The sequence below is a fragment of the Thermoactinomyces sp. FSL K6-2592 genome (assembly GCF_038006465.1).
Lineage (GTDB): Bacteria > Bacillota > Bacilli > Thermoactinomycetales > Thermoactinomycetaceae > Thermoactinomyces > Thermoactinomyces vulgaris.
Window position 1 is genome coordinate 29,845 of the sequence record NZ_JBBOVH010000004.1, and the last position, 12,430, is coordinate 42,274.

The 12,430-nt window shown below is 39.0% G+C and carries 15 protein-coding genes; 4 read left to right on the top strand and 11 right to left on the bottom strand.

Translation table 11 applies throughout. From position 1 onward, the window contains the following. Nucleotides 1–2 precede the first annotated feature (2 nt). The 3 genes from NYE37_RS13805 to NYE37_RS13815 form a co-directional block, all read right to left on the bottom strand. A complete protein-coding gene (locus tag NYE37_RS13805; RefSeq protein WP_340712130.1) occupies nt 3–179 on the bottom strand; it encodes a hypothetical protein in 177 nt (58 codons plus the stop codon). A 54-nt stretch (nt 180–233) separates the two neighbouring features. Continuing rightward, nucleotides 234–911, bottom strand: a complete 678-nt coding sequence (locus NYE37_RS13810; RefSeq protein WP_340712131.1) for a hypothetical protein — start codon at nt 909–911, stop codon at nt 234–236. Nucleotides 912–976: 65 nt separating this feature from the next. After that, on the bottom strand, nt 977–1,399 hold the full coding sequence (locus NYE37_RS13815; RefSeq protein ID WP_340712132.1) for a hypothetical protein: 423 nt from the start codon (nt 1,397–1,399) through the stop codon (nt 977–979). A 74-nt stretch (nt 1,400–1,473) separates the two neighbouring features. Here NYE37_RS13815 and NYE37_RS13820 point away from each other — a divergent pair, with 74 nt between their 5' ends. Further along, a complete protein-coding gene (locus NYE37_RS13820; RefSeq protein ID WP_340712133.1) occupies nt 1,474–2,169 on the top strand; it encodes a hypothetical protein in 696 nt (231 codons plus the stop codon). 1 nt (nt 2,170) lies between these two features. On the opposite strand, the gene NYE37_RS13825 is transcribed toward NYE37_RS13820, so the two are convergent. The 6 genes from NYE37_RS13825 to dnaI all read right to left on the bottom strand — a co-directional run bounded on the left by NYE37_RS13825 (nt 2,171) and on the right by dnaI (nt 8,139). Beyond that, nucleotides 2,171–2,527: a hypothetical protein gene (locus NYE37_RS13825; RefSeq protein WP_340712134.1), complete on the bottom strand. Its 357-nt coding sequence runs from the start codon at nt 2,525–2,527 to the stop codon at nt 2,171–2,173. Next, on the bottom strand, nt 2,520–3,530 hold the full coding sequence (locus NYE37_RS13830) for a ParM/StbA family protein (protein ID WP_340712135.1): 1,011 nt from the start codon (nt 3,528–3,530) through the stop codon (nt 2,520–2,522). The genes NYE37_RS13825 and NYE37_RS13830 overlap by 8 nt, the downstream gene beginning before the upstream one ends. Before the next feature lie 161 nt (nt 3,531–3,691). Beyond that, on the bottom strand, nt 3,692–5,368 hold the full coding sequence (locus tag NYE37_RS13835) for a hypothetical protein (protein ID WP_340712136.1): 1,677 nt from the start codon (nt 5,366–5,368) through the stop codon (nt 3,692–3,694). 32 nt (nt 5,369–5,400) lie between these two features. Further along, on the bottom strand, nt 5,401–5,595 hold the full coding sequence (locus NYE37_RS13840) for a hypothetical protein (RefSeq protein ID WP_340712137.1): 195 nt from the start codon (nt 5,593–5,595) through the stop codon (nt 5,401–5,403). A 723-nt stretch (nt 5,596–6,318) separates the two neighbouring features. Then, complete coding sequence (locus NYE37_RS13845; RefSeq protein ID WP_340712138.1) at nt 6,319–6,954, bottom strand: hypothetical protein; 636 nt, start codon at nt 6,952–6,954, stop codon at nt 6,319–6,321. Nucleotides 6,955–7,203: 249 nt separating this feature from the next. Then, complete coding sequence (gene dnaI / locus NYE37_RS13850) at nt 7,204–8,139, bottom strand: primosomal protein DnaI (protein ID WP_340712139.1); 936 nt, start codon at nt 8,137–8,139, stop codon at nt 7,204–7,206. A gap of 634 nt (nt 8,140–8,773) precedes the next feature. Between dnaI and NYE37_RS13855 the strand changes: the two genes are divergently transcribed. The 3 genes from NYE37_RS13855 to NYE37_RS13865 all read left to right on the top strand — a co-directional run bounded on the left by NYE37_RS13855 (nt 8,774) and on the right by NYE37_RS13865 (nt 11,421). After that, entirely contained in the window at nt 8,774–9,838 is a 1,065-nt protein-coding gene (locus NYE37_RS13855; RefSeq protein ID WP_340712140.1) for a hypothetical protein, read from the top strand. Continuing rightward, nucleotides 9,838–10,344, top strand: a complete 507-nt coding sequence (locus tag NYE37_RS13860; protein WP_340712141.1) for a hypothetical protein — start codon at nt 9,838–9,840, stop codon at nt 10,342–10,344. Before NYE37_RS13855 ends, NYE37_RS13860 begins: the two co-directional genes overlap by 1 nt. A gap of 156 nt (nt 10,345–10,500) precedes the next feature. Next, nucleotides 10,501–11,421: a replication-relaxation family protein gene (locus tag NYE37_RS13865; protein WP_340712142.1), complete on the top strand. Its 921-nt coding sequence runs from the start codon at nt 10,501–10,503 to the stop codon at nt 11,419–11,421. Between the two features lie 124 nt (nt 11,422–11,545). Here the strand turns inward: NYE37_RS13865 and NYE37_RS13870 are convergent, their stop codons facing one another. Together NYE37_RS13870 and NYE37_RS13875 are read right to left on the bottom strand one after the other, a co-directional pair. Continuing rightward, nucleotides 11,546–11,845, bottom strand: a complete 300-nt coding sequence (locus tag NYE37_RS13870) for a hypothetical protein (protein ID WP_340712143.1) — start codon at nt 11,843–11,845, stop codon at nt 11,546–11,548. A 69-nt stretch (nt 11,846–11,914) separates the two neighbouring features. Further along, a complete protein-coding gene (locus NYE37_RS13875) occupies nt 11,915–12,184 on the bottom strand; it encodes a hypothetical protein (protein WP_340712144.1) in 270 nt (89 codons plus the stop codon). Between the last annotated feature and the right edge of the window lie 246 nt (nt 12,185–12,430).

Sequence of the window (12,430 nt, forward strand, 5' to 3'; positions counted from 1 at the left end):
TTTTATCTACTCATTTCATCGGATCGGTCGACTTCTGCTGAAATCTCTTGTGTCAGATCTTTTCTTTCATTTTTTGCCTCGAACAGATGAAGTGCACTATCTTCAACTCGTCGGATCTCAACCCCAGCTTGCTCTTCTAAAAATTCAACTGCTTTCTCCTTTTCATAAGTATACGTCATAAATTTCCCTTCAGCGTCATGTACTACATATTTTCTAAATACATCAAGATCATCCTAAATCACAATCTCTCTGATAGAGCCTACTAAGAAAGGGTCCCCGCCTTCCGGGAAGTGAAAATAACATTCCTTGCCATCCGGCAAGTCTTCGAAATACATCTCATCTTCTGTCAGCGAATAAATTTTTTCACCCTCTGCTTGGTTGTGTATATATTCAACGGCCTCTTCTTTATCCAAAAACGCCATCTCATACCGATTATTATTATCTAGGACATAAAACCTCAGATATTCCTTACGCTCACTTTGTTCCTTCGGTTCAATTCGAAGCACCTTAATCGAACCAACCGGGCAGAATCTGTCTATTTTATGTCTGTAATAATATATTCTATCAATAAATTCCATCTTCTTGGCAATGTGCATATCTTCCCGATCACCATAATACCTCCGGTTGACTTCCATTGCTTCTTCAAAAATATCCAAGTTTCTATACTTAAAGATTTTGATAGCGCCCCCATCATAATCAACCTCCGCCAGATGCTTTTTCGATATCCACACCCGGCAATCTTGAGCTGACCATTCCTTCTTCTCTTCAAATCCCTCGGGCAAATCTCTCTCTAATTCATCCAAAAAATCCGGGTCCCAAAAAGCACCGTCGAAATATTTTGCATACACTTTTCGATTTTCGTTTTCCTCCATCAAAAAACCATAGTTTAAAACAAATCTTTCAAAATCCATGTTATACCTCTCCTTTTTCTTTTATATTTTATTTTCCTAGACTTTCTCAAGAGAAACAAGACAATTTATCTGCTTAAATCTTCACTTCTAGAGCGACTTACTAACTCCTTTGTTAATAATTTTCTATCCTCGAATGCTTGGGATAAGTGCAAATCTTTGCAATACACTTCCACCTCATACCCAGCCTCTTTTATTTTTTCTTTTTGAGCCGGAGTTAATTTTTGATTTTCCTGGATCAAAGCTAGTTTTGCCTCTGGTACCATCATCACCAAGTTGAAAAGATGATGAATTTTACTCCAAAAATTCGGATCATACCGATCGAAATCTACCGCACACTCAATCATCCGGTGATCCACTCCTCTAGCCCCATAATCAAATTCACCGCTAATCATTCGCCCATCACTCAAAAGAAAAATTGCCTCTTGCACATTTTCCGTCAACTCGTGACCTGCCTCCAAAACTTTGTTCACCAAAATATCATTGTTCATCTTTTTATCCTCCTTTTAATTTAGAATCATTATATACTTTGATGGATAAAGCTTAAAGTAAAGGGGGGGATCACATGGGCCGCAGAAAAGAAAACAAAGGAATCCTGATCAGCTACAAACTGAATCAATCAGATCTTGAAAAATTGGACCACTATGCACGCCAACTCCATTCTTCTCGTTCCAAATTTGTTATTTACTTGATTTATTCAATGGTCATGAACAATAAATATACACCAAAGATTTTGGCTAACTACTGGAGAATCAAACACAATCAACATTCAACCAAAAACATCAATGTGTATATTCCTCTCGAAGTAAAGAGGGAAATTGATCGTGTTCGAAATCAACTATCTGAAGAAGGCCACATACACTATCACCGGAATTACTTCATTGGATCATTGATCCAACATCAACTTCATGAAATCGAACGCTTTTGCAAAGATCTAAATAACGAAACCAAACAAGTTGCTATCTACTTGGAGAATTCGCTTTATACTGAGGTCATGACTCACATCCAAAAATATCGCCTCAGCTTTCAAATGTTACTTTTCGACTGTTTAAAAGACTTTCCCAGAGAACCCAGAGAAGGATTCCCTCCTCTTCTCACAAAGAATCCTCAAAGACAAGAACGGATCATCACCCTTCTTCCAAAGCGATTGTATGAAAAAATCAAGAATTCCCCCGTTCAACTAACCACTCTTGCTTCTGTAGAACTTGCAAGGCATCTAGAACGATTGCGAACAGGGGAATCCCTATTGATAAAACCTTAATTCAAAATTTCCACTGCTTGGCATTGATCACTTTCTTTGTTTGTCGCCGTGGAGAAGGAGAGGAGGCCTCTTTTTTAGAAAGCTTCAAGATAATTCGATAAGGGTCCTCCTCACCTGCCAGATCCGCTAAAACTTCAAAGGCCCTAATCCGTTCTTTGAGTTTTTCCTCAACTCGGGAAATGTTTTTGAGTGGATCCTCATCCACCAGCTTCCCCAACTGGTAGAAGCTTTTGATCATCTGACGGAGTTGATTCCCTACGTATCCTTTTTTTTCTTCACCATCCTTCTCCAATTCCTCAATGATCGTAGCCAGCAATTCATCATGTTTGCTGACCCGAAACTGGATCAAATCACGCATGTAACCACCCGAAGCCATACTGATAAAAACCTTGAGCATTGGCCACCTGACCATTGGTCAAAATGATGCTATTTTGCGAATCAGTCAGGTGATGTTTCTCCAAGATCCGTTGATGATGAGCCAATGCCACTCCTCCGGTCCAAACCACGGATTCGAACTTTCTCAAGCTCCCGTAGCAGTCGATTACAAAGGAGTACAACTCCTCAAAATGTTGATTCAAGATCTCACCAACTTCCGGGAACTCTTCCAACGGGTGAATGATCCGGCCGTTAACAGGGATTCCGTTTTTTAAAAGATGGGGAATCTCATTGATGTGAAACTCCGTATCCCCTAGTTTTCTTTCTAATAAAGAGGCCACGGATTTGTAAGCTTGTTTCAAGCCAAGGTCTTTTTGTTGGTAATCCACAACATTCTGCTGCTTGACCTCAGAAAGATCCAAGGTCCCATACCCACCATCGACAACCAACACACGGCCCAAAAACTCTTTTCCTTCCGACTGGAGATAGATCAAGGATCCCACAGGCTGGGGAATCACTAAAGCATCTTGGATATTGATCACCATTTCCGCATCCCCAATTTTGACAATCTTGCGGCCCTTGACCATCTCAATCAAGTCCTTTTTAATCTCTGGATCCAAAAAGTGTTTGTTTGGAAGTCCAAGCACCAGCATGCGGACTTCCCCGCTTTCGCCCAAGTGTTTCCCGATGGTTCCAAAGAGCAAGTCTTTGTACTCTTTGGAATAGTATCTCCGGGAATCTGATTCCCCCAGAGCACTTTTATACGGGAAACCGGATTCCAGTGCTTCTTGGCCAATCAGAACGGATTCCCCGTCGTTGACGGAGATCGGGTTGATTTTTTTGGAGGAAAGTTGAAACAGATTTTTAAAGGGGGAATAAACTGCCGGTTCGATTTTGACGTTTTCCCCATCATCCGTGCTTTTGATAAAGCCGTTGCCCAAATCAACAGCAACGACATCGATCACTTTTTCTTGGTTTTCTTGCATCACACTCATTCCTTTCCAATATTTTCTTCTCTTTTTATAGTATATGTGTTTTGTATACAAAAGCAACACATAAAATCTCTCGATCTCATTATCGAGACTTTTTTGTATGTGTTTTGTATACAAAATACATCTTTGTCCAAAAAAATAAAGTCGAACCTTTTTCAAGATTCGACTTTAAATTGTTCTTTCAGTTCTTTTCTGATTTTTTCAACTCGATGTTTTTTTAATCCGAAAATTTCTGCAGTATCTCTTACTTTGTGAAAGGTACCAAACTTTTCACGGTATCTAATGAGAAATTGTTTTGCCATTTGAATTCTTGTCTCCATGTCTGCTTCTTTAAGATCTTGTGTATTAAATAACTCGTTCATTACTTCCATAACTTGTTCCGATCCACTTTTTTTCTGTCCAGATTTTTTTCGTTTACGTTGTCTAGTTTGTCCATTCTCACTCACTTGTCCGGAACTTTGTCCGTTCTGTCCACCCCCACTCACCTGTCCGGAACTTTGTCCGTTTCGTCCATCCCCACTCGCTTGTCCGGAACTTTGTCCGTTCCGTCCATCTCCACTCACTTGTCCGGAACTTTGTCCGTTCTGTCCATCCCCACTCACTTGTCCGGAACTTTGTCCGTTCTGTCCATTCCCACTCGCTTGTCCGGAACTTTGTCCGTTCTGTCCATTCTCACTCACTTGTCCGGAACTTTGTCCGTTTCGTCCATTCCCACTCGCTTGTCCGGAACTTCGTCCGTTCTGTCCATCCCCACTCACTTGTCCGGAACTTTGTCCGTTCTGTCCATCCCCACTCACTTGTCCGGAACTTCGTCCGTTCTGTCCATCCCCACTCACTTGTCCGGAACTTTGTCCGTTCTGTCCATCCCCACTCACTTGTCCGGAACTTTGTCCGTTCTGTCCATTCTCACTCGCTTGTCCGGAGATTTCATCTCGTTTTGTCCGTTTGGATTTTCTCCAATTCCATTTCCATTTCCATTTTCGTTTATCTTTTTTATCTTTATCTTTTGATGATGGTGAAATGAATTGCGACTGTAAAACTTTCTTCATAACCAGTAAGTAGATCGGGGTACAAATCCCGATGATTTGTCCGAGTTGATTATCGTTCCAAGCCCTGTAATTGGACACTAGAACGAATCCAAACCCCATGAAAAAACCAATCCATACTGGCAAGGGAGATTTTTTTCCCTTATAGGAGTTAATATCGATCAACACCGAGCAATAAATGAACGCGATCTCCCAAACTCCCACAAAAACTATTGCGGCCGTGCCTCTCATCCCCGTACTTAAAAGCATATCGTACGAGTGCCCAATGGATACATATATCAATCCGGCCAGCAACAGAATGTTTACTCCGATGAGCACTGTAACAATAAGAATCTTCCATGTTTCCTTTGCTGTTTTTCCTATTCCGGACCCTATAGCCCGAAACATAGGACCAAAATCTGAAAACCAATCAAAAACAGCATACAAAAAAAGCACAATTGCGTTTGGTTTTCTTGTATGACCTCTACGAACCCAACTGGGCTCTTCTTTGAATTCTTCTATACGTTTCTTTTGTTCTACTGGTTCCTCTTCTGCCAAGGATTTCTTTGATTTTATTTTCTCTACTGGTTCCTCTTCTACTAAGGATTTCTTTGGTTTTATTTTCTCTACTGGTTCCAGTTCCTTATGTAGTTGTTTTTTGTTTAAATCAACTAATTCATTATCATTATTAATTTTAATTCGGTTATTAATCCGCCGCCGTTTTCTTTTGATAGTTACTGTAGATGAGGGGTCTTGTGTTTGATATAATTGTTGCATCAGTATCAACTCCTTTTGAAAAATGGCCATGGTCGATCCCTCACATCGGCCAAGGCTATTTTTTATTTTTTAGGTAAGACCAAGCTCTCTAACTCTAAGATTATCATTTCCAGTTCCCTTATCTGACCCTCTAATTCCCACCTAAACACCTCCTCTGTTGTTTCCTCTTTTTGTCTCTTTTTGAGAGTCACTCTAGAATTCAACAAAGAAATAAATTCAATAATTTTCTTCGTTCTTATATGAGTAGGGTAGTTCATATAAATCCTCCTTCAAAACCCCTGTGTTAACTATTGTATACAAAAGTTAACACAACGTCAAGAAATAATAGAAAATTCCCATTGATTTTTATGTGTTTCACCATGTGTTTCGCGTTTTTGCGAAACACTTTTCATTACCTCCCTAAAAAATCTTGATATTCCAAGTGTTTCGGATGTTAAAACAAAGTTCATTTCGCCCTAGAGAACTTTCTTTTCCCCTTCTTTTTTCTTCTCTTTCCTTTTTCTTTTTTTATTTAGGCCTCCGGCGGTCAAAGGGCTACCGCCCTCTGAACACCCAACTTTTTTCAACCCCCTCCCCCCCACTCTTTGGGGGAACGCTCGCCGCGAGGCGTCCCCGGCCCAGGAATGGGACCGGGGGAAAGCAAAAGCGTTTGGATCCATCACTGTTGGTCAAGGGTTCGCTTTCGCCAGGATGAAAAAGTTTTTTATCAAAACTTTTTCCCCTGCCCTTGACCAACACACGATAACAACTTCTTGGCCCAAAAAATAAGCCGCGAAAACATTATTCGCGGCTAAGATACTTCTGCTGAATCGAGTGGGAGGTTAGAAATATCATCAAAACCTCCGGAAGACTGATTAAAACATCCTGTTGTAAAAGAAATAAATATCTATTATGATGAAAACATCCTCTAACCTTTTTTCATAAGAAAAGGGGACTCTTTACTGAGTCCCCTTTTCTTATGAAAAATTATTTCTTACTATTCAATCATTTACTTTAAAATGGATTTTTACTTCTTTTCCCTCCATATCTGCTAATAGGAGGGCAATTTTTTCAATGTATTTTGCCGCTTCATCAGCTTGATACAATCCGTCTAACTCAAAAGAAAAGGACGCTTTCAACGATTTCTCCTTTGGTTCTTGGCCCGTATTTTCCTCAACTTCTTTTGATGTTAAAACCGCCTCTTGTTTTACTTCTTTTGACTTTCTTCTTGCTCTCCCTTTCCTATTTGAAACATTCAGTTCACTTTTGTGTTTGTAATATTGAGCGCTTGAGATCCCCCATTTTTCGCATATCTCCTTCACCGGAAAAATCTGCTGATATTTTTCAAATACCTCCTTTTGTTGCTCTTTTGATAAATTCAAAAATTGGTCATACGACATGATCTCCTCATACATATTCCACATTTCCACCTTTCCGCTTTGTTTGTATTTCCTCCCTTCCTTGGTTCTGCCATCTTGTAGATCGCTGGGATAGATGACCTTTCCAACATAACCCCGCTTACTTGCTTGACCATGAACTCCCCGAGCGATCTGTTTTTTTTCTCTCACATCCTTTTCAAAGAGTTTTTCTATATCTTTATGATTGTCATGCCTAAAAAGACGACTGATATCCTCCATAGCATTTCACCGCCCTTTTTCATCGTAACAATTATTATATCGCTTTTTACAATAAACTAGTGAAGGAAAATAAACACCATCTAGAGAAACATATTGTTTTAGAATAGATTAGTTTGAAAGGAGAAGTCAACAATGAGTTGGTTGAATACAGAAGGACCCAAGGGATCCTGGATCAAAGCAAAAACTCATGAGCATCTTTTCACAAAGCTCGGCAGTAAATTTCTTGGTTTAAAGTAAAACCACCTCTTTTTAAAAAGAGGTGGTTCTTCTATTCTCTCCAAGTACTAATATAGGATGCACAAAATATCTAATCCGTTCCATGATCCGAAGTGCTTTCTTCTTTTCCTCTCCTCCTTTGGCTGTATATGTAAAATGTTGCTCTAATTCATCCAACGTAAGGTTGGATGTATAGATGGTGGGAAGTTTTTCCGCCATCCGATGCTGCAAAATGGATCCAAGAACTTCATCTCGGATCCAAGGATTTAAGTTTTCGGCCCCGATGTCATCGAGGATTAATACTTGTGTTTTTTTGACTTCCTCGATGATTTCATTGGTGGTCCCACCTCTAATTGAATTGTACATATTTTGTACAAACTCCGGGACGTATACCATAAAGGTGTCAATTCCAAATCTTGCAATCTGATTCATCATTGCGCCAGCGATATAACTTTTGCCAACACCAAAACCGCCGTACAAATAAATTCCCGATGAAGGAATATTTTTGTTTTGGAATAGATTACAATATCGAATCACCTTATCGATGGCATGAAGCCGGGCCGGATCGAGATCAATATCCTGAAAATTGGCCCTGAGTATATCTTTCGGAATACAATATGTTTGCATCAACTCCTTTCTTTTCTTTTCTCTTTGATACTGCTCTAACTTTGGGCACATTTGAGAAGTTGTGCCCAAAAACCCATTATTATTGACGAGTTTTGCCCGATATCCGGGCATCATATTTTTGCATGCATGCAATCCTGGACATTTTCTGCAGTTTTCATGCTCTTTTAAGCACAAGAAAATTTGTGAAACAGAACCAATATATTGTTCACGAGGAATGTTTGGATTTTTTTTGATGAATGATCGCATAAGTGGATGATTCAGCACTTCCTGAAACTTCTGCTTTCCCTTCAACAGGTTTGACTTATGATTTAATCTCTTATCGATTTTATTAAGACTCTTCATCTTTTGTTCTCCTTTCTTTCTCCTTTTTGAATAAAAAAATCACCCAGCCTCTTGGTGGGTGTTAAAAAAAACAAGCAATAGACGGGGGTTATGAAAGCGAATGGAATAAAAAATCGTGAACCAATCTTTCTTTTTCCTATCACCATTATAATTGCACAAAAATATTTTTTCAACCGTTTTTATATACAAAAATATTTTAATATGCATTTTCTGTACTTTAGTATATTTTTGTAGGAAAAGTTCCACTTGGATCATGCAAGCTATCAACGAGTATCCGAAACATATTCGAGGTAAATTCAGAGAGGCAAAGATAGAGCGAGGTGGATGGAACATGCCCTTTAAAAGGTTCCGGGGTTTTTGCCTTTTTAAAAATTATGAATCAATTGCCGATTTTTTCGTTTGGTGTTAGAATAATAGACGTAAAAAATAAATGCGGCACTCTGGGAGAGTACCGCACCTAACTATTAACCTATAACTCGCAAATTCAAATTCAATTTCATTGTACCATTTTGATTCTCAATTTCAAGAGATATTTTTTGGTAGTTATTGAGGTACAATGGAGAATTTTGCGGTTTTTGAATAGTTAGAGTGCAAATCCTCTCCCAGAATGTCAGAAACTAGGGAGGGGATTTTTTTGGCTAATCACGGCACTTTATATAAAAGAGAAAACCCTTTTATCCAATTAGATAAGACGATAATTAACGATACAAGACTTTCTTGGAAAGCAACTGGGTTGATTACGTATTTCGTAAGCAAACCCAACGGATGGAAGTTTAATCTGGATCATATTATCAAATCCAAAACAGACGGCGAAAAGTCCGTCCGGGCTGGTATTAATGAGTTAAAAGAACACGGATATATCGTCCGTGTAGCGTTTAGAAAAAATGGAAAAGTATGCGACTATGAATTCTTCGTCTATGAAGTGCCTGTAAAATATCCCACCAAAAAGGACCTTCATATAGACAAAGACCTTTGGGAAAAGTACAAGAAAAGTAAAGGCGAAAATGCATTTATTGACATCACTGTAGCCGCTCAAGAAATAAAGAAATTGAAAGAAGAAATGAAGAGTGAGCAGGTTTCCCAAAACGGCAAACCAGAGAAAAATCAAGGGATTGAGCAGGTTTCCCAAAACGGCAAACCAGAGAAAAATCAAGGGATTGAGCAGGTTTCCGATTTTCAGAATCCTGAAAAACAGGATCCTGAAAAAGAAGGACTATCAATAACTAATTTATATATATCTAAAATCAATAATAATTATGATGATGATCCCTATTACCTAACGCTCCGAATTCTGTTCACGCAGAACGGAGGTCAAGACATCAAAAGGCATGATATGCACTACCCAAAATTCAAAGAAGCACTAAACCATATTGGTTCGTTTGAAGAAATGTTAGATATAGCTAAATCCTACATAAATGCTTGTCATAATGGATATCATGCCAAGCCTCAAATTGTATGGTTTTTATCAGACGGTTGGAGAAATTTTCAAGGAACAAAGATTAACAAGTTTGTCAGAAGAGGATCTCAGCAACAAAAACAGATTGAGAAACAAAAAACCTCCCACTTGCCAAAAACAATTGAAGAACAAGCACAAATGAACGAAGAAAAGACAACATCTTCTGATAATGAGTATTTACAGAGTATCAAGGAAGGATTATTGAAAATGGGTTATGCTGATAAAGCAAAGGAGTTGATGTGATGACCAGATATCATCTTGTAAGAGAAAAAACACTATTATCTGTTTGGAAAGCAGAGGACGGACGTTGCGAGGTTTGTAAACGTCCAATGGATAAGCGCTTAGCACGTTGGCTCCCACGCAAAAAGATAAAAAATAATCCAAATCCAAGTGATATTCACTTGGCTTGCTTGGACTGTTCAAAAGGGAGGCCCGATTACCTTCTGACTTTTATTCGAGTTGATAAGAATGTTTCTTCAAAAGTTGAGAGAAAGCTTGGTTATTATGACGAAAGGGAATTTCTCGATTGGCTCCGAAACTACGGAGTTCTTGTCGGAGCTAATCCGGAATTCCGGAAATATTGGATCCCTGGGATAGGTGTTTTCTTTTTGAAGACCCTGGACCAAACCGAAAATGGGCTTCCGGTTCGTTTGGTTTATAAAGCCAAACGAATCTACCCGGATCCGAAATTAATAGTCAAAGAACAAAAAAGAACACGGGGGTTCCCTCGGCCTGCAATCAAGGTATAACCATACTCCCGTGCCCTTCAGCTTGTGGCGGCTCGTCTTGGCTTCAGATAACTTCAGCCAGGATTCGCCGCTTAGATGTATCGGTGGTATATTAAAACCCCTGTATACCCCCTTAAATTCGCTCTCATGATGTTATATTTTCTGGGAGGTAGACAGATGATAACTCGCTGGATAAATCATACCGGTTTAAATCCGGTGGAACGACTTATGATGGTCATGTTTGAGCTTGGCATGGCCACCTTGGAAGATTTATCAATTGTTATGGGATACAAGCAAGAAAGAGTGTATCGTTTGTATCAACAGATCCAAAATCTTGGAAAACCAGAAATTGACCGATTGAAGAGCCAATTCAAAGAGATTGAAGAAGCTCGGATCCCCCAAGAAGAGAAAAAAGAGAGGATCAAAATATTAAAGAAAAAAATTCAGGAAGAAAAAAGACAATGGGCAAAACCACACAGGCGAGTTTCTGAACAAAGAGGGTCCAAGGCTAGGATGTATTCGTTGGGCCCCAAAGGAGTTAAGTATTGTAGGTCCCTAATGAATGAACAAGGTTATTGGGATATAAAGTCGGGGCAAATCGACCATTACTACGGTTTAAACAAGATATTGATACGGACAATCCAAACGTTTGGAACAGAGCGCCTTGGATGGTATTCAAGTTATGAAGCAACTGATATATTAATAAGTGCCTGGGAACTGCTCCGAAAGAAAGAATGGGAACAGAATCAGCAACTGGCTCGGCTGGAAAAACGTCAGATGATTCGGCCCGATGCGTTGCTTATTTTAGATAATGTTTCGTATTGGGTGGAATTTGACAACAACACTGAGAGATCAAGACAACTCATACAAAAATATCAAGGATATCAAAGAGCCATAGCTCACTATGAAGAAACACAAGAAGTAAATCATCCTGTGCTTTGGGTTACGACAAACCAATATCGCCGGGATGAAATGGAACGTATTTGGGAGTTGGTTAAAAAGGATTATTCACGAGTTCCCAAGATGCATTTTTTTGTTCAAGGTCAAGAAACAGATTGGTTAAAAAGACGTCATCCTCTGAGGAGGATGGACAGTTGACGAAGGTGTAGTTAGAAGGTATATTGGGATATGTAAAACCTTTTACCTCTTTTGCATAGAAAAACAGTCGATATTTTATCGACTGTTTTTCTTTTATCAAATATTTTATTATCGCATGAATGTCTTAAATTGTCTCTGGTTCGGTTTTTACCTTACTCTCATATAATCTTTCCAATCTTTTTACCCTTGCTTTTGCAAGGCCAAATTGATAGCGCAAGTTGCGTTTCTTCTCATGAAGCTCGTAAGTGTGTTGAAGTATTTCCGCTTCTTTCTCCTTCAATGTTTTTCCCGTCAAATTTCCACTCAAAAAAAGATCTGCTTCAATTTTGGCGATTTGATCAATAACTTTTCCATATTCGAGTTCGATATCACAAACTTCCTTTTGTGCTTGATAGATTTCTTCAATCCATTTCTCATTAGACATAGCCTAAACCCTCCTCCTTTTTAGTAATAGAATTCGATCTATTTTGAATAGAACCTTCGTTCATTAACATTATTTATCATCTTTATTTTTTTGGTAGTGTTTATGTTCCCGAACATATGCAGCAAACTGACGAGCAACCGATTCAGCTTCTTCCAAACTGGAGATATCGAAGTATTTCATAAAGATAGCTCCGATCTGGATCTTCAACCTCGTTTCCTGTTTTCGTTTTTCTTTATTTAGCTGTGCACGAATCTCTTTTCTTCGCTGTTTGAGCTCTTGCTCTTCCTGCTTCAATTTTTTCAACTTTTCTTCAAGCTTCTCCAATTTTTTTGTACTCAATTTTTCCAAACACCCCTTTCAAGAAAATGCTATAAACCTCCTGAAAGAAAGTCAATTTTTTTAGACAGAGCGAAGCGCCTATGGTATCATATCCCTACGAGCAATATGTGAGTAGGGCGCACTTATACATTGCATAGCAATGTCCGTGCGAGCAATCACAGATTGCTGGTTTGAAAAATGGAACAACTGCATCCGCGCTTTTCCATTTTTCAAATTTGTATTTCCCGCAGGGGCTTAATTATGAAA

Bases quoted from the DNA above. Each gene is read 5' to 3' on its own strand.
- NYE37_RS13810 (WP_340712131.1), bottom strand. From the start codon at position 911: ATGGATTTTGAAAGATTTGTTTTAAACTATGGTTTTTTGATGGAGGAA.
- NYE37_RS13805 (WP_340712130.1), bottom strand. From the start codon at position 179: ATGACGTATACTTATGAAAAGGAGAAAGCAGTTGAATTTTTAGAAGAG.
- NYE37_RS13845 (WP_340712138.1), bottom strand. From the start codon at position 6,954: ATGGAGGATATCAGTCGTCTTTTTAGGCATGACAATCATAAAGATATA.
- NYE37_RS13825 (WP_340712134.1), bottom strand. From the start codon at position 2,527: ATGCGTGATTTGATCCAGTTTCGGGTCAGCAAACATGATGAATTGCTG.
- NYE37_RS13870 (WP_340712143.1), bottom strand. From the start codon at position 11,845: ATGTCTAATGAGAAATGGATTGAAGAAATCTATCAAGCACAAAAGGAA.
- NYE37_RS13820 (WP_340712133.1), top strand. From the start codon at position 1,474: ATGGGCCGCAGAAAAGAAAACAAAGGAATCCTGATCAGCTACAAACTG.
- dnaI (WP_340712139.1), bottom strand. From the start codon at position 8,139: ATGAAGAGTCTTAATAAAATCGATAAGAGATTAAATCATAAGTCAAAC.
- NYE37_RS13860 (WP_340712141.1), top strand. From the start codon at position 9,838: ATGACCAGATATCATCTTGTAAGAGAAAAAACACTATTATCTGTTTGG.
- NYE37_RS13840 (WP_340712137.1), bottom strand. From the start codon at position 5,595: ATGAACTACCCTACTCATATAAGAACGAAGAAAATTATTGAATTTATT.
- NYE37_RS13865 (WP_340712142.1), top strand. From the start codon at position 10,501: ATGATAACTCGCTGGATAAATCATACCGGTTTAAATCCGGTGGAACGA.
- NYE37_RS13815 (WP_340712132.1), bottom strand. From the start codon at position 1,399: ATGAACAATGATATTTTGGTGAACAAAGTTTTGGAGGCAGGTCACGAG.
- NYE37_RS13830 (WP_340712135.1), bottom strand. From the start codon at position 3,530: ATGCAAGAAAACCAAGAAAAAGTGATCGATGTCGTTGCTGTTGATTTG.
- NYE37_RS13835 (WP_340712136.1), bottom strand. From the start codon at position 5,368: ATGGCCATTTTTCAAAAGGAGTTGATACTGATGCAACAATTATATCAA.